The following is a 14,827-nucleotide window of genomic DNA, read 5'->3' on the forward strand; positions in this document are numbered from 1 at the left end:
GACGGAGGTAAGAGCCGCACTTATCTTCTGATCGAATTCACGAACTACGTTCGAAATGACGGACATCGACTCGGACAGAGGCGGCTCGTATGCTCCGGACTCCCCCTGCGGCCAGGCGCCGCGGTCCCCTGCTCGTCTGCGTGCTCGCCCTGCTTCTCGCCCTCGCGGGGGCGACGCTCCCGGCGTCCGCGGCGGACGGGCGCCCCTACACCAACCCGCTCAAGTCGGCCAAGGGCGCCGATCCCTGGCTGACGTACCACGACGGCGACTACTACCTGATCACCACGACGTTCACCGGTGTCCTCGCGATGCGGAAGTCGCCGACCCTGGCCGGGCTCGCCACCGCGCCCAGCGTCCAGGTCTGGTCGGACACCACCGCGACCCGCAACACCAACAGCTGGGCGCCGGAGATCCACTTCCTGAACGGCCGCTGGTACCTCTACTATTCCGCCGGCCGGAGCGGCGTGGCCTGCTGCGACTCGCAGCGCACCCACGTCCTGGAGAGCGCCGGTTCCGACCCCATGGGGCCCTACACCTACAAGGCGTCGCTGACCGGGTCGAACCTCACGCCGGGCGGCTGGCTGATCGACGCGAGCGTGCTCCAGGCGAACGGGCGGCTGTACCTCGTCGGCAGCGGTTTCGTGAACGGCGGTACGCAGAGCCTGGTCATCGCGCCGATGAGCAATCCGTACACCCTCGCGAGCAGCACCTTCACCGTCGTCTCCAGCCCGACGCTGAGCTGGGAGCGGTCGGGGTCCCCGGTCAACGAAGCGCCCGAGCCGCTCTACCGGAACGGCCGCACCTTCCTGACGTACAGCGCGAGTTCGTGCCAGACGGCCGACTACAAGCTCGGGCTGCTGGAGCTCACCGGCGCCGACCCGCTGAACCCGGCGTCCTGGACGAAGAAGCAGACCCCGGTCTTCCAGCGCGACGACGCGGCCGGTGTGTACGGCCCCGGACACAACGGCTTCTTCACCTCGCCCGACGGCACCGAGAACTGGATCGTCTACCACGCCAACTCCTCGGCGAGCGGCGGCTGCGGCAACGCCCGCACCACTCGCGCCCAGAAGTTCACCTGGAACGCCGACGGCACTCCGGACTTCGGTAAGCCGGTCGCCCTCGGCAGCACACGCCCCGGCCCGTCCGGGGAAACGGCCGCGACCCCGACGTCGTACGCCCTCGTCAACCGCAACAGCGGCAAGTGCCTGGACGTGGCGGGCGGCAGCAGCGCCGACGGTACGAACGTCCACCAGTGGACCTGCACCGGCGGAGCCAACCAGAAGTGGAGGGTCGTGGACCTCGGCGACGACACGAGCCGGCTCGTCAACGTGGCCACCGGCAAGGTGCTGGACACCGCCGAATGCTCCGCCGCCGACGGCGCCGATCTGCGGCAGTGGTCCTGGCTGAACAACAAGTGCCAGCGCTACCGGCTGGTGTTCACCGCGACCGGTGATCACGTCCGGATCGTCAACGAGAGCAGCGGCAAGGTCGCCGACGTGGCCGGCTGCGGCACGGCCAACGGGACCGACGTACGGCAGTGGACCTGGCTGAACAACAACTGCCAGCAGTGGAAGCTCGTCCCCACCACCTGATCGCCCCCTCTGATCCGGAGAACTCCCTTGAGACGTAAGAGACGCAATGCGCTGCGGCTGCTCCTGGCCGTCCTCGTCGCCCTCGCGACCTGCCTCACGGGCGCGCCCGCGCAGGCCGCCGTGCCCGACTCCCCCGGCGTCACCTACACCAACCCGATCGCGGAGAAGCGGGCCGACCCGCACATCTTCAAGCACACCGACGGCTACTACTACTTCACCGCGACCGTCCCCGAGTACAACCGCATCGTGCTACGCCGGGCGACCAGCATCCAGGGGCTGAAGTCGGCCCCCGAGACGACCATCTGGACCAAGCACGCCAGCGGCGTGATGGGGGCCCACATCTGGGCGCCGGAGATCCACTTCATCGACGGCAAGTGGTACGTGTACTTCGCCGCGGGCGCCACGAACGACATCTGGGCGATCCGCATGTACGTCCTGGAGGGCACGGGCGCCAACCCGCTCACCGCCGCCTGGACCGAGAAGGGGCAGATCAAGACCCAGTGGGAGAGCTTCTCCCTGGACGCCACCACCTTCGTCGTGAACGGCGTGCGCTACCTGGCCTGGGCGCAGCGCGACCCGTCCGTGAACAACAACACCGACGTCTACCTCGCGAGGATGGCCAACCCCTGGACGATCACCGGTACTCCGGTGATGCTGTCGCGGCCCACCTATTCCTGGGAGACCGTCGGCTTCAAGGTCAACGAGGGTCCGGCGGTCATCCAGCGCGGCGGCAAGGTGTTCATGACGTACTCCGCCAGCGCCACCGACAGCAACTACTGCCTGGGCATGCTCACCGCCTCCGCGAGCGCGAACCTGCTCAGCCAGGCGTCCTGGAGCAAGAGCCCGACCCCGGTGTTCGCCAGCAGCGCCGCGACCAGCCAGTACGGGCCGGGCCACAACTCCTTCACCGTGTCCGAGGACGGCAAGAGCGACATCCTCGTCTACCACGACCGCAGCTACAAGGACATCAGCGGCGACCCGCTCAACGACCCCAACCGCCGCACCCGCGTGCAGAAGGTCTACTGGAACGCCGACGGCACCCCGAACTTCGGCATCCCCGTGGCCGACGGGATCACCCCGCAGCGCTTCTCCTCGTACAACTTCCCGGACCGGTTCATCCGCCACTACGACTACCGGGCCCGGATCGAGGCGAACGTCACCAAGCTCGCCGACTCCCAGTTCCGGGCCGTGCCCGGACTGGCCGGCAGCGGTACCGTCTCGCTGGAGTCGGCGAACTTCCCCGGTTACTACCTGCGGCACAAGAACTTCGAGGTGTGGCTGGAGAGGAACGACGGCAGCGCGCAGTTCGCCTCCGACGCCACCTTCCACCGGCGCGCCGGGCTGGCCGACTCGGCGGGCGTCTCCTACGAGTCGTACAACTACCCGGGGCGATACGTCCGCCACTGGGAGTACCTGCTGAACGTGCAGGCGGTGAGCACGGCGGCCGACCGTGCGGACGCCACCTTCTACGCCCAGTGACTATGTCGCGGTTGCCGGTAATGCCCTGATTGTCTTCCCGGTGGGCGGGCACTCAGGGCATGTGCACACACAAGACGGCATGCGACCGCGCAGGGTTCTGCTGACCGGGTGGTTCAGCTTCCGGGACGGGGAGGCCACCGCCGGGGACGTACTGGCCCTGCGCCGGGTCGAGGACGTACTGCTCGGCACGGGCATCCCCTACGACGTCGCCTGGAGTCCCGGCTTCCGTCCGGAGGCGCTGCACCTGGACCGGCTGTGGCCCGAGGACTACTCCCACCTGGTGTTCGTGTGCGGCCCGCTGCACGGGCCGCAGATCGAGGAGCTGCACCGGCGGTTCGCGCACTGTGTGCGGATCGCCGTCGGCACCTCGGTCATCGACCCCACCAGCGCGGCCGTGACCGGCTTCCACCGGGTGCTGCCCCGGGACGGGCCGGACAGCGAGCCGGTGGAGGACCTCGCGGCCCGCGCCCCGGACGCGCCCGCCCGGCCGGTCGTCGGGGTGATCCTCACGCACGGGCAGCACGAGTACGGGGAGCTGCGGCGGCACGGGCAGGTCGCCGAGGAGGTGACGCGCTGGCTGGCCGGGAAGGACTGCGGCCGGCTGGAGCTGGAGACGCGGCTCGACACGCACGACTGGCATCTCAGTGCCACGCCCGCGCAGCTCCAGTCCGTGCTGGCCCGGCTGGACCTCGTCGTCACCGACCGGCTGCACGGGCTGGTGATCGCGCTGCGGGTCGGCACCCCGGTTCTGGCCGTCGACCCGGTCACCGGCGGCGCGAAGGTGACCGCACAGGCCCGGGCCTGCGGCTGGCCCGCGCTGGTGCCCGCCGAGCGGCTGGACGTGCGGCAGTTGGATCGCTGGTGGGACTGGTGTCTGACCGGCGGCCGGGTGACCGCCCGCCAGATCCGGGACGGGTTCCGTGAGGGCACCGTGCCGGACAGCGCCGACCGGCTCGTCGAGGCGCTGGCACGGCCCGTCCCCGGTTAGCTCCGGAACCTCACGGGGCACCCGCTTTACATCCCCGCTGTACGTCCTTGGCCGCACGTCCCCCTCGGGACGCAAGACGCCTCCGGCCGCCCGGAAGGAGAAAGCGCGTGTCCATCGGCCGACTTCCCGAGAACGAGCAGCGCATCCTCGACGAGATGGAACGCGCGCTGCGCCGCGACCGCCGCCTCGACCGCCGGCTGCGCACCCTGCGACTGAGCCGCCGCCCCGACCCCGCCCGGCTGCTGGCCCGCCTCGGCTCCTACCGCCCCCGCGTCCGGACCGTGGCGGTGCTGCTCGCGGTGTCGGTCGGGCTGATGGTGGCCGGGATCGCCACCTCCGAGCCGGGGGTGATCTGGGCGTTCGCCGTCATGTGGCCGCTGACGCTGTTCGCCCTGTTCCGGCTGATGTGCCGCTGGTGCGGGGGCTGAGCGTCCGCCGCTGATCCGACGACCGGACCCGCACCGGCCGGTGCGGGTTCAGCCCGTGTAGCGGCGGGCCTTCGAGGCGCGTCGGCGGTACGGCGGCAGACGACGGAGTGAGGGTCCGCAGTCGGGGACGACGAGCGTGCGGGCGGCGGAACGGTTGCGGGGGGGCCGCTGACGATGCCGGCGAGCGGGGCATCCGGGCTCGGACGGTCATCGGCGGGTGCCTCCCCTCACAGATGTCGGGTGCCGGGCAGTTCGTCGACGGCGCGCAGGACGTCGTCGGGGGTGATGCGCAGCAGCGCGGGGTCGGTGCGGCGGCCGTGCGGGTCGCCCTCCGGGCCGCACCACAGGGCGCGGTGGCGCGGGCTGGGCGGCGGGCCCCAGCGGCTCGGTGCGACCGGGCCGAAGAGGGTGACGGAGCGCGTGGCGTGGGCGACCGCGAGGTGGGCGATGCCGGTGTCACCGCTGATCACGACGTACGCGCCGGCGACGAGGGCGGACAGCCGGCCGAACGGGAGGCCCCCGCCGAACACGTCGGTGTCGGGCAGGCCGGCCTGCTTGGCGAGCCGGGCCACGAGGTCGCTCTCATCCGCGCCGCCGGTCACGACGACCCGCAGGCCCCGGGCGCGCAGCCCGTCCGCGACGGCCGCGTACCGCTCGACGGGCCAGCAGCGGGCGGGGGACCCGGCGCCGGGATGCAGTACGACCGCGCCGGGTGCCGAGGAGGCGGTGCGCGGGCGGGGCAGGCACACGTCGCCCGGGTCGGCGTCGATGCCGTACGACTGGAGCAGTCGGCACCAGCGGTCGCGTTCGTGTTCCTCCGCGTACCAGGGCGGGCCGTCGATCTCGGGCATGTCCGGGTGGGCGAAGGCGAGCAGCTTCAGCGGGCGCAGCCCCTGGAGGAGCCGGTGGCTGGCCGGTCCGTTGCCGTGCAGGTCGACGGCGACGTCCGGCGGCGGACCGCTCCAGTCGAGCGCGCGCGGCACTCCCCGCCCCGGCGCGGAGGCGGGCAGCAGCCGGTCCACGGCCCCCGTCGCCTCTGCCACGGGCTCCAGCTCGGCGGGCGCGGCCAGCACGAGCTCGTGCCCGGGGTAGGCCCGCCGCAGAGCGCGCAGCGCGGGGACAGCGGCGAGGAGGTCGCCCAGGCCCAGGGCGCGCAGGACGAGGAGGCGGGGTGTCGTCGGTTCCCCGGGCGCCCTGTCCGCGGCCTTCGCAGTCTGGTCCGCTGTCCTCGCTGTCTTGTCCGTCTTGTCCTGTGCCATGCCAGCAGACTGCCGTGTGCCCTCCGCCTCTGCCCCCGCAGCCGCGCTCATCGGGTGCCGTCCTGGCACCCGACTCGCACCGCCCGTCATCGTGCTCCTCCCGCCGCCCGTTCCATGAGGGCTGTCGAGGCAGGGCGGGACGGCGGCTTCCTGTACGTCGGCGCAGTCGCCGAGCCGCCGACGGCGACTGCGCCGTGGGCGGCGCGGCCCCGGGCGGCCAGGGCGTACGGGTCGTCATCGTCGGGTGGCGATGCCGGTTCGGCGCCCTCGGCCCGGCAGCGGCCAGGCGGCGGGCGCGGCGCGCGGTCCGCACAGCAGGGTGACGGTGTCGGCGCGGGCGGCGACCGCGCGGATCGCGGGTCCGGCGAGCAGGACGTCGCCGACGCTGTCGAGATGGGCGACGAGTGCCTTCACAGGTCCCTCCCCGACCCCGGACCGGACGTGTAGGCCTCCTGGATCGGACGTTCGTCGGCGAGGACGCGGCCCCTCGGCGGTCCGTCCAGTACGGCGCGGACGGCGGTCAGCAGGTCCGGGGCGACGTGGTCCGCGGCCGCGGTCTCCTCGGGGCGGGTCTGCTCGGTGGGGACGAGGATGCCGTGGGCGCCGGCGCGGCGGGCGGCCTCCACGTCGGCGCCGATGTCGCCGATGACGACGAGGTCGGCGGGGCTGGTGCAGATCCGCCCGGCCGCCCACAGCACCATGCCGGGCTGGGGTTTGCGGCAGTGGCAGCCGTCGTCGGGGCCGTGCGGGCATACGGCGAACACCTCGAAGGGGCCGAGGAGTTCGTCGACACGGTGGTTGACGCGGCGGACGTCGGCGTCGGTGAGCACTCCGCGCGCGACACCGGACTGATTGGTGACGACGCCGGTGCGGATGCCGCGTTCGCGCAGCAGGGCGAGCGCCTCGCGGGCGCCCTCGACGGGGCGTACGCAGTCGGGGTCGGCGTTGTAGGGGACGTCCTCGACGAGTGTGCCGTCGCGGTCGAACAGCACGGCCTTCACCGGGTTCGCCGGGGTCGTCGGGCTCACGGGACTCGTGGGGTTCACTGGGCCACCTCCTCCTGCCAGGCGCGGGCATGGCGGTGGCGCACGGCGCCGGTCAGCCGGTGCCAGGTAGCGGCGGGCGGGATGAGCACGCTGGTCGCCATCATCGTCGTCACCTCGTCGGGGGTGCGCGGGCCGGGCGCGATGCGGGCCCGGGCGAACTCCGCCGTGCCGGCCGCCCAGCCGAGCGCGCAGGCCGCGGCGGCCCGGCCGTGTCCAGTGGCGGCGAGGGCGCACGCGGCGACGCCCGCGGTGGTGATCGCCGCGTGCTTGCGGATCCGGCCGCGCGGCGCGACCGCCTTGTCCCACCAGTCGGGTCCGTGCAGCTGCCGCATGAGGGCGTCGTCGGCGTTGCCGCGCTGCTGGCGCACGGACACCCAGCGGGAGGCGGGGTGCACGGGGTGGCGGGTGGTCCGGCGGCCCTGCCGGATGCGCCAGCCCGAGTCGAGGACGCGCAGCGCGAGGTCGGCGTCCTCGCGGAAGGCGCGCCGGAAGCGTTCGTCGAAGCCACCGACCTGCTTGAGCGCCTCGGTGCGGTAGGCCATGTCGGCGGTGATCCAGTGGGCGCGGGCGAGTCCCGCGGTGCCGCGTTCCCAGTCGGTGGGGCGGCGTTCGCCGGGCAGCGGGACGGCGATGACGCCCTGGACACCCGCGATGTCGGGGGACGCCTCGGCGAGGTCCTCGGCCAGTTGGTCGCACCAGTGCGGCCCGATCTGGACGTCGTCGTCGAGGAACACGGTCCACGGCGCGGTCACGGCCCGCAGCCCGGTGTTGCGGGCTGCGGCGGGCCCGCGCCCGCCGCCGGTGAGCACGGTGGTGCGTTCCCGCAGGTCGCCGAGGACGCTCAACGGGTGCTCCAGCTTTCCGGGTTCGGGGTCGGGCCGGTCGTCGACGAGGACGATCTCCTCGGGGCGCGGCCCGGTCGCGGCGGCGAGCGCGGCGAGACAGTCGGCGAGGGTGTCCCGTACGAGGGTGGGGATGACGACGGCGTACGAGGTCATGCTGCTGCCCTTTCTGCGTCGGACGCCCGCCCCCGGCGTATGCCCGCCCGCTCCAGGCACCAGCGAGCGGACGACTCGGGCAGCTCCCCCGCGGAGAACGGCAGCGGACGCTTGCCGTGCTTGCGCCGGCTGAAGCACTCCTCCTCGGTGGCCCTCACCGTCCTGCCGTCGACGTCGAGGGCTGCGGCCGGGTCGTGGAAGAGGGCGTTGATACCAAGGAAGCGCATGTCCTCCGTCCCGAGCTGTGTGGCGTACTCCGGCTTCTCGCGGGTGCCGTGGTGTGGCCGTCTCAAACACTTGGAGACAACTCGCTGCGCAGCGGGTCCGGACTACACACACTGTGCATAGTCCCGGCATGCCTTCTTGACCCTTAGCAGCTGCTCAGGGCCCGACACCACGGCTCCCAGCGCCGTCCGCGCACAGGCGGCGGACCTCCAGGCAGCCCGTTTCGGCACCGTCGACTGCCGTGAGGTGAAATGCATCGCGCTCACCTTCGACGCGGGGCCGAGCTTCTTCCTCCTGGGCAAGCGGCACATCGAGAAGTACCCGGAGCTGGTGCGGCGGATGGCGGACGAGGGCCACGAGGTGGCCAGCCACACGTGGGACCACAAGATCCTGACCCGCCTGAGACCCGAGGAGATACGCGAGGAGCTGGAACGCCCCAACCAGGAGATAGAACGCCTCACCGGCCGGCGCCCGACCCTGATGCGCCCGCCGCAGGGCCGCACCGACGACATCGTCCACGAGATCTGCCGCGAGCCGGGCCTCGCCGAGGTGCTGTGGAGTGTGACGGCGAAGGACTAGAAACGGGGGTATGTGTTCGTTACGGTGCCGCAGTTGCTGGCACCGGGGAAGGCCGAGCCGGGGAAGGTGTACCGGTGACCCGCCGCCGGGAAAGGGCGTCGCGGCCGCCGTCGCGCGCGGGGAGGGCGTGAGGGCGTCGAAGGCAGGACCCGGCGGCGCCCTGTGGCTGACGCGGCGCCCACCTCACCCCGCCCGGCGACCTCACCGAACACACCCTTCCGGTGACGGGAGGGCGTGGATGGCCCTGGAGACGGGATCGGTCGCCCGGGCGAATCCGTGACGGCGCCGATCCCGGTGCCCCGAGTGGCTACGTACGGGTCGGCGGCGGCGCGTACACGTGGGCGCGTTCCTGTCCCGAGAGGTCGCCGATCGCCCGGATGATCTCGTCCGTGGCGGCTCGGCGGGCCTCGGCGGGGCGGCTGTCCCGGGCGGGGGCGGGGCAGTGCAGGGGGATGCCGAACTCGACGGTGATGCGGTGGTACCGGGGCAGGCGGCGGCCGACGGGCTGGAGCCGGTCGGTGCCGGTCAGCGCCACCGGTACGACGGGCGCGCCGGTCGTCAGGGCGAGCCAGGCGACACCGGTGCGCCCGCGGTAGAGGCGGCCGTCGAGCGAGCGGGTGCCCTCGGGGTAGATGCCGAAGGCGCGGCCGTCGGCCAGGACGCGTTCGGCCGCTTCCAGAGACGCCTGGGCGCTGCGGTGCCCGGCACGGTCGACGGGGATGCAGCCGAAGGCGGTGAAGAAGCAGCGCACCAGCGCGCCCTTGAGGCCCCGGCCGGTGAAGTAGGCGTCCTTGGCGAGGAAGTGGACCGGGCGCGGGGCCAGCAGGGCGATGACGATGCTGTCGATGAAGGACAGGTGGTTGCTGGCGAGGATGACCGGCCCGTGGCGCGGGACGTTGCCGCGGCCGCGGACGACGGGCCGGTAGACCAGCCGGATCAGCGGGGCGAGCAGCAGCCGGGTGCAGCGGTAGAGCATCGCTCGTCCTCTCAGGGGCAGGTGACGACCTGGCCGGCCCAGGACAGGCCGCCGCCGAAGGCGAACAGCAACACCGGTGCACCGGTGGGAAGTTCGCCGCCTTCGACCAGCTTGGACAGGGCGAGCGGCACCGAGGCCGCGGAGGTGTTGCCGGAGTCGACGACGTCGCGGGCGATCGCCGCGTCCTCGCACAGGCCGAGTTGCCGCACCAGGGACTCGACGATGCGCAGGTTCGCTTGGTGGGTGACGACACCGGCCAGGTCGGCGGGCTTGATCCCTGCGCGGTCGCAGGCTTCCCGGGCCGCGGCGGGCAGTTCGCCGGTGGCCCAGCGGTAGACCGCCTGCCCCTCCTGCGCGAATCGCGGCTGCCAGGCGTCCACCAGCCGCACGGCATGCCCGCGCGTGGGGTCGGACCCCCAGACGACGGGGCCGATCCCGGCGCCGTCCTGCCCGGTGGCGCTGATCACGGCGGCACCCGCGCCGTCGCCGAGCAGCACGCAGGTCGAGCGGTCGGTCAAGTCGGTGACGTCCGACATCTTCTCGGCGCCGATGGCGAGCGCGTGCCGGGCGGCCCCCGCACGCACCGAGTGGTCCGCGCAGGCGAGCGCGGTGCAGAAGCCGGCGCAGCCGTTGTTGAGGTCGTAGCAGACAGCGGCGGGGATACCGAGGCGGGCGGCGACCTGTGCGGCGATGGACGGGCAGCGGTCGACGGCCGTGCAGGTCGCCACGGTGACCAGCCCGATCTCGGCCGGCTCCCGTCCGGAGGCGGCCAGCGCCTTGGCCGCCGCCTTGGAGGCCAGATCCGTGACGGACTCCTGCGCGCCGGCGATCCGGCGGGCCGCGATGCCGGTGCGCTGCCGGATCCAGGCATCGCTGGTGTCGACCATGCCTTCCAGTTCGGTGTTGGTCAGCACGCGAGCGGGCTGATGGTGACCCAGGGCGGTGATGCGGGACCCGGACAAGGGGCTCTCCTTCGATCGAGCCGAACGGCAGAGCCGGAATATAGCAACCGAACGATCGGAAGCTAAAGGGGCTGAGGACGGCTATCATCGACTCCCATGAGCCCTCGGAACTCGGTCCTGGAGACGCGCCGGACGCGGCAGCGCATCGTCGACCGCAGCTTGGAGCTCGCCTCGGTGGAAGGGCTGGAGGGCCTGACCATCGGCCGGCTCGCCACCGATCTGGGCATGAGCAAGGCCGGCGTCCTCGGTCACTTCGGCACGAAGGAGATCCTCCAGCTCGCCGTCGTCGACGCGGCGGCGGAGCTGTTCGCCCGGGAAGTCCCGCAGCGGGTGCGGGAGGTGCCGCCCGGACTGGCGCACCTGCGTGCCGTGTGCGAGGCGTGGGTGTCGTACCTGGAGCGGGACGTGCTGCCCGGCGGTTGCTTCTTCACCGCCGCGGCGGCGGAGTTCGACGGGCGCACCGGCCCCGTGCGGGACGCCGTCGCGGGCATGAGCGCCCTGTGGCAGCGCGACCTGCGTCTGCACGTCCAGCGTGCGGTCGGGGCCGGAGAGCTGTCGGCGGACACGGACGTCGACCAGCTGGTCTACGAACTCGTCGGCGTCATGCTGGCCCTCAACCATTTCCTGCAGCTCCGGCACGACCCGTCCGCCGCCGCCCGCGCCCGCCGCGCCGTGCACCGACTCCTGGGCTCCTGACCGCCCTACGATCGTGCCGTGGTGAACATCCTGCTCGAACGTACGGCCCCGCTTCCCCTCGACGAGGCGTGGCGGCGGATCACTCAGTGGCAACGGCACGGTGAGGTCGTGCCGTTGACGCGCGTCTCGGTGGTCCCGCCCGCGCCCACCGGCCCGGGGACCGTCGTCGTGATCCGGTCGGGTGTCGGGCCGCTGTCCTTCGACGACCCGATGGAGGTCACGGTGTGGCAGCCGCCTCAGGACGGGGCGCCGGGGATGTGCCGTCTGGAGAAGCGGGGCCGGGTGGTGCTGGGCTGGGCGGAGCTGGAAGTGCGGCCGGGGCCCGGGGGTCGTACGCGTGTGGTCTGGCGGGAGGAGATCCGGATCAGGCTGCTGCCGTCGCTCTTCGACGGCGTACTGCGGCCCTCGGCGCGATACGTGTTCGGCCGTGCGCTGAACCGTTTGCTCAGACGTCCATAGGCGTCTTCTCTGCGGCGCCTGGGAGGGGAACTTTCGTCCAAGACAGGAGCGGAGAAGTCGGCGACCGTAGAGGCATGCGCAGTGACGAAGCGGAGAGCGAGCCCGGCTGGGACGTCGTCCTGCCGCGCGACGGCATGTCGCTCGACGGCGTCCGGATGGCCGGGTTCCGTGAGCGGGACGCAGCCGGGCTGGACATGCGGGTGCTGCCGCGGCCGGCGGTGGTCGTCGTGATCGGGCTCGGGGAGAGCCCGTTCTCGGTGGAAGGTGCCCACGGGCACCAGGACCTGTCGAGCTTCGCCGCCGCGCTGTCGCCCGGCCCGGCCCGGATCCGCGCCGAGGGTGTGGAGTGCGTCGAGATGCGTCTGTCGCCCCGGGCCGCCTATGCCCTGCTGGGTGTCTCCCCGCGCGAGCTGGACGGATCGGTCAGGGGGCTCGAAGACCTCTGGGGGCGGGCCGAGTCGCGCCTGCGGGAGCGGCTGGCCGAGGCGTCGACCTGGGAGCAGCGCCTCACGCTCGTGGACCGGTTCCTCGCCGAACGGGCCGCGCGGGCACCGGCGATGACGCCCGAGGTCGCCGCCGTCTGGGACACCATCGTGGCCCGTCGGGGCCGGGTACGGGTCGGCGAACTGGCCGACGCCTGCGGCTGGAGCCGCAAGCGGCTGTGGTCCCGGTTCAGCGAGCAGATCGGTCTCACCCCGAAGCGCGCCGCCATGCTGGTCCGCTTCGACCACGCCGCCCGCGCACTCACCGCGGGCGCGAACGCCGCCGACGTCGCACTTGCTTGCGGCTACGTCGACCAGCCCCATCTCCATCGCGACGTACTGGCGTTCGCGGGCTGCACGCCCACCGCCCTGGCCGGCAGGGCGAACTCCGCCGGCTGACCGGACGAAACAACGTAGGAGGGGAAGACCTGTGGCGAACACCCATGCCCTGGCACCGGACATGACCGACCGTGACCTGCTCGTGCGGCTCGTCTTCGGCGGCATGGCCGCGCAGACCGTGCGCGCGGCCGTCCGGCTGAGGATCGTCGAGCTGATCGGCGACACGACCCGCCCGGCAGCCGACGTGGCCGCCGACGCCGGAGCCGAGCCCCAGCCCATGACCCGGCTGCTGCGCGCCCTGGCCGGTCTCGGCCTGCTGAGGGAACACAGCTTCGGCACCTTCGCGGTGGCCCCCGCGGGTTTACTCCTCGACCCGGGCCGCCCCGACTCGCTCACCTCCTTCGTGCGGATGTTCACCGAGCCGGCGATCATCCGCGCCTGGGAGTACCTGGACGACAGCGTCCGCACCGGCGACGTCGCGTTCGACACCGTCTTCGGCACGGACTTCTTCAGCCACCTCGCCCTGCAGCCCGAGCTGTCCGCCGAGTTCAACGCGGCGATGAGCCAGGCCACCGCGGAGACCGCCGCCGCCCTGCCGCACGCCTTCGACTTCGGCCGGTTCGGCACGGTCACGGACGTCGGCGGCGGAGACGGCACGCTCCTGGCCGGCGTACTCGCCGCGTTCCCCGGCCTCACCGGTGTCGTCTACGACACGAGCGAAGGGCTCGCCCAGGCGCCGGAGAACCTGCGGCGGCACGGGCTCACGGAACGCTGCTCCCTGGTCGCCGGGGACTTCTTCCGGTCGGTGCCCGAGGGCTCGGACCTGTACCTGATGAAGAGCATCCTGCACGACTGGCCGGACGACCGGGCGGTCACGATCCTGCGCCACTGCCGCGCGGCGCTGCCGCCCGGCGGACGGGTCCTGATCCTGGAACCGGTGCTGCCCGAGGTCGTCGGGGCCGACGGTGACGGGAGCACGTATCTCAGCGACCTCAACATGCTGGTGAACGTGGGCGGCAGGGAGCGTACCCGCGAGGACTTCGAGGAGCTGTGCGAGGCCGCCGGCCTGTCCCTCACCTCCGTCACCCCGCTCCCGGAGGCGGAGCCGTTCTCCCTTCTGGAGTCCGTGGCCCGCTGACCGGCCGTGGGTCAGGCCACCGACCCGATCCGCCCCACCGCCTTCGACTCCGGCTCGTGGTGGATCGGCGTATGGGCCCCGGTCAGCGAGACCCCGCTGCCGCCGCGCTTGGCCGCGACGATCTCCGAGGCGATCGACAGGGCCGTCTCCTCGGGCGTGCGCGCCCCGAGGTCCAGGCCGATCGGGGAGTGCAGCCGGCTCAACTCCAGCTCGCTGACGCCCACTTCGCGCAGGCGCGCGTTGCGGTCCAGGTGGGTGCGCCGGGAGCCCATGGCACCGACGTACGCCACCGGCAGGCGCAGCGCCAGCTTCAGCAGGGGCACGTCGAACTTGGCGTCGTGGGTCAGCACGCACAGGACCGTGCGGGCGTCGACGTCCGTGCGCTCCAGGTAGCGGTGGGGCCAGCCGACGGCGATCTCGTCGGCCTCCGGGAAGCGCGCCCGGGTCGCGAAGACGGGGCGCGCGTCGCACACCGTGACGTGGTAGCCGAGGAACTTGCCGACGCGGACCAGGGCCGAGGCGAAGTCGATCGCACCGAAGACGATCATCCGGGGCGGGGGGACGGATGACTCGACCAGGAGCGTGAGCGGTGCTCCGCAGCGTGAGCCCTGCTCTCCGATCTCCAGGGTGCCGGTGCGGCCGGCGTCCAGGAGAGCCCCCGCCTCGGCGGCGACCGTGCGGTCCAGTTCCGGATGGGCGCCGAAGCCGCCGTCGCAGGAGCCGTCGGGGCGGACCAGCAGGGCCCGGCCCGTCAGTTCGCGCGGGCCCGACACGACCCGCGCCACCGCCGCCGCCTCCCCGGACACGGCGGCGGTGAGCGCGGCCGCGACCACCGGGCGGACCGGATCGCCGGCCCGGACCGGGGTGACCAGGATGTCGATGACGCCGCCGCAGGTCAGGCCCACGGCGAAGGCGTCGTCGTCGCTGTAGCCGAAGCGCTCCAGGACGGTCTCGCCGTCCCGCAGCGCCTGTTCGCACAGGTCGTAGACCGCGCCCTCCACGCAGCCGCCGGAGACCGAGCCGATCGCCGTGCCCTCGGCGTCCACCGCGAGCGCGGCGCCGGGCAGGCGGGGCGCGCTGCCGCCGACGGCCACCACGGTGGCCACGGCGAAGTCACGGCCCTGCTCGACCCACCGGTTCAACTCCTCGGCGATGTCCAGCATCTGTCTCGGTCTCCTTGG

General features: G+C 72.7%; 14 protein-coding genes and 3 pseudogenes. 9 read left to right on the top strand and 8 right to left on the bottom strand.

Features of this window, described 5'->3' with window-relative positions:
* Positions 1-89 precede the first annotated feature (89 nt).
* The 4 genes from ACIBNA_RS17130 to ACIBNA_RS17145 all read left to right on the top strand — a co-directional run bounded on the left by ACIBNA_RS17130 (position 90) and on the right by ACIBNA_RS17145 (position 4,487).
* A complete protein-coding gene (locus tag ACIBNA_RS17130; RefSeq protein ID WP_399166010.1) occupies positions 90-1,592 on the top strand; it encodes a family 43 glycosylhydrolase in 1,503 nt (500 codons plus the stop codon).
* A gap of 63 nt (positions 1,593-1,655) precedes the next feature.
* A complete protein-coding gene (locus tag ACIBNA_RS17135; RefSeq protein ID WP_399166063.1) occupies positions 1,656-3,071 on the top strand; it encodes a family 43 glycosylhydrolase in 1,416 nt (471 codons plus the stop codon).
* Between the two features lie 79 nt (positions 3,072-3,150).
* Entirely contained in the window at positions 3,151-4,059 is a 909-nt protein-coding gene (locus ACIBNA_RS17140; protein WP_399166011.1) for a polysaccharide pyruvyl transferase family protein, read from the top strand.
* Positions 4,060-4,166: 107 nt separating this feature from the next.
* On the top strand, positions 4,167-4,487 hold the full coding sequence (locus ACIBNA_RS17145) for a DUF3040 domain-containing protein (RefSeq protein ID WP_399166012.1): 321 nt from the start codon (positions 4,167-4,169) through the stop codon (positions 4,485-4,487).
* Between the two features lie 227 nt (positions 4,488-4,714).
* On the opposite strand, the gene ACIBNA_RS17150 is transcribed toward ACIBNA_RS17145, so the two are convergent.
* From ACIBNA_RS17150 to ACIBNA_RS17170, 5 genes and pseudogenes are all read right to left on the bottom strand, one after another.
* The gene (locus ACIBNA_RS17150; RefSeq protein ID WP_399166013.1) at positions 4,715-5,746 is read right to left on the bottom strand and encodes a glycosyltransferase family 9 protein; all 1,032 of its coding nucleotides are present in this window, start codon (positions 5,744-5,746) and stop codon (positions 4,715-4,717) included.
* 270 nt (positions 5,747-6,016) lie between these two features.
* A pseudogene (locus ACIBNA_RS17155) lies at positions 6,017-6,160 on the bottom strand (glycosyltransferase family 9 protein); the annotation flags it as partial.
* Positions 6,157-6,792, bottom strand: coding sequence for a D-glycero-alpha-D-manno-heptose-1,7-bisphosphate 7-phosphatase (locus ACIBNA_RS17160; protein WP_399166014.1), 636 nt, complete (start codon positions 6,790-6,792; stop codon positions 6,157-6,159). The gene ACIBNA_RS17160 and the pseudogene ACIBNA_RS17155, both read right to left, overlap by 4 nt.
* Complete coding sequence (locus ACIBNA_RS17165; protein WP_399166015.1) at positions 6,789-7,790, bottom strand: glycosyltransferase family 2 protein; 1,002 nt, start codon at positions 7,788-7,790, stop codon at positions 6,789-6,791. Before ACIBNA_RS17165 ends, ACIBNA_RS17160 begins: the two co-directional genes overlap by 4 nt.
* A gap of 35 nt (positions 7,791-7,825) precedes the next feature.
* Positions 7,826-8,017: pseudogene (locus tag ACIBNA_RS17170) on the bottom strand (carbamoyltransferase); the annotation flags it as partial.
* A 136-nt stretch (positions 8,018-8,153) separates the two neighbouring features.
* Here ACIBNA_RS17170 and ACIBNA_RS17175 point away from each other — a divergent pair.
* Positions 8,154-8,672: pseudogene (locus ACIBNA_RS17175) on the top strand (polysaccharide deacetylase family protein).
* Between the two features lie 229 nt (positions 8,673-8,901).
* Here the strand turns inward: ACIBNA_RS17175 and ACIBNA_RS17180 are convergent.
* Together ACIBNA_RS17180 and ACIBNA_RS17185 are read right to left on the bottom strand one after the other, a co-directional pair.
* The gene (locus ACIBNA_RS17180; RefSeq protein WP_399166016.1) at positions 8,902-9,570 is read right to left on the bottom strand and encodes a lysophospholipid acyltransferase family protein; all 669 of its coding nucleotides are present in this window, start codon (positions 9,568-9,570) and stop codon (positions 8,902-8,904) included.
* 11 nt (positions 9,571-9,581) lie between these two features.
* Positions 9,582-10,532 carry a beta-ketoacyl-ACP synthase III gene (locus ACIBNA_RS17185; protein WP_399166017.1) on the bottom strand — a complete coding sequence of 317 codons (951 nt, stop codon included), beginning with the start codon at positions 10,530-10,532 and terminating at the stop codon, positions 9,582-9,584.
* A gap of 96 nt (positions 10,533-10,628) precedes the next feature.
* Here ACIBNA_RS17185 and ACIBNA_RS17190 point away from each other — a divergent pair, with 96 nt between their 5' ends.
* The 4 genes from ACIBNA_RS17190 (at position 10,629) to ACIBNA_RS17205 (ending at position 13,646) form a co-directional block, all read left to right on the top strand.
* Positions 10,629-11,228, top strand: coding sequence for a TetR/AcrR family transcriptional regulator (locus tag ACIBNA_RS17190; RefSeq protein ID WP_399166018.1), 600 nt, complete (start codon positions 10,629-10,631; stop codon positions 11,226-11,228).
* Positions 11,229-11,246: 18 nt separating this feature from the next.
* Positions 11,247-11,687 (top strand): SRPBCC family protein, encoded by a 441-nt coding sequence (locus ACIBNA_RS17195; protein WP_399166019.1) that lies wholly within the window; start codon positions 11,247-11,249, stop codon positions 11,685-11,687.
* A gap of 74 nt (positions 11,688-11,761) precedes the next feature.
* Positions 11,762-12,568, top strand: coding sequence for a helix-turn-helix domain-containing protein (locus ACIBNA_RS17200; RefSeq protein ID WP_399166020.1), 807 nt, complete (start codon positions 11,762-11,764; stop codon positions 12,566-12,568).
* Positions 12,569-12,629: 61 nt separating this feature from the next.
* Entirely contained in the window at positions 12,630-13,646 is a 1,017-nt protein-coding gene (locus tag ACIBNA_RS17205) for a methyltransferase (protein WP_399166064.1), read from the top strand.
* Between the two features lie 11 nt (positions 13,647-13,657).
* On the opposite strand, the gene ACIBNA_RS17210 is transcribed toward ACIBNA_RS17205, so the two are convergent.
* Complete coding sequence (locus ACIBNA_RS17210; RefSeq protein WP_399166021.1) at positions 13,658-14,809, bottom strand: XdhC family protein; 1,152 nt, start codon at positions 14,807-14,809, stop codon at positions 13,658-13,660.
* Positions 14,810-14,827 lie beyond the last annotated feature (18 nt).

The sequence above is a fragment of the Streptomyces sp. NPDC050164 genome, from assembly GCF_044459945.1.
In the GTDB taxonomy this organism is placed as follows: Bacteria; Actinomycetota; Actinomycetes; order Streptomycetales; family Streptomycetaceae; genus Streptomyces; species Streptomyces coeruleorubidus_A.

Coding starts and splice junctions, on each gene's coding strand:
- ACIBNA_RS17150 (WP_399166013.1), bottom strand. CDS start 5,746: ATGGCACAGGACAAGACGGACAAGACAGCGAGGACAGCGGACCAGACT.
- ACIBNA_RS17190 (WP_399166018.1), top strand. CDS start 10,629: ATGAGCCCTCGGAACTCGGTCCTGGAGACGCGCCGGACGCGGCAGCGC.
- ACIBNA_RS17210 (WP_399166021.1), bottom strand. CDS start 14,809: ATGCTGGACATCGCCGAGGAGTTGAACCGGTGGGTCGAGCAGGGCCGT.
- ACIBNA_RS17130 (WP_399166010.1), top strand. CDS start 90: ATGCTCCGGACTCCCCCTGCGGCCAGGCGCCGCGGTCCCCTGCTCGTC.
- ACIBNA_RS17180 (WP_399166016.1), bottom strand. CDS start 9,570: ATGCTCTACCGCTGCACCCGGCTGCTGCTCGCCCCGCTGATCCGGCTG.
- ACIBNA_RS17140 (WP_399166011.1), top strand. CDS start 3,151: ATGCGACCGCGCAGGGTTCTGCTGACCGGGTGGTTCAGCTTCCGGGAC.
- ACIBNA_RS17165 (WP_399166015.1), bottom strand. CDS start 7,790: ATGACCTCGTACGCCGTCGTCATCCCCACCCTCGTACGGGACACCCTC.
- ACIBNA_RS17205 (WP_399166064.1), top strand. CDS start 12,630: ATGACCGACCGTGACCTGCTCGTGCGGCTCGTCTTCGGCGGCATGGCC.
- ACIBNA_RS17200 (WP_399166020.1), top strand. CDS start 11,762: ATGCGCAGTGACGAAGCGGAGAGCGAGCCCGGCTGGGACGTCGTCCTG.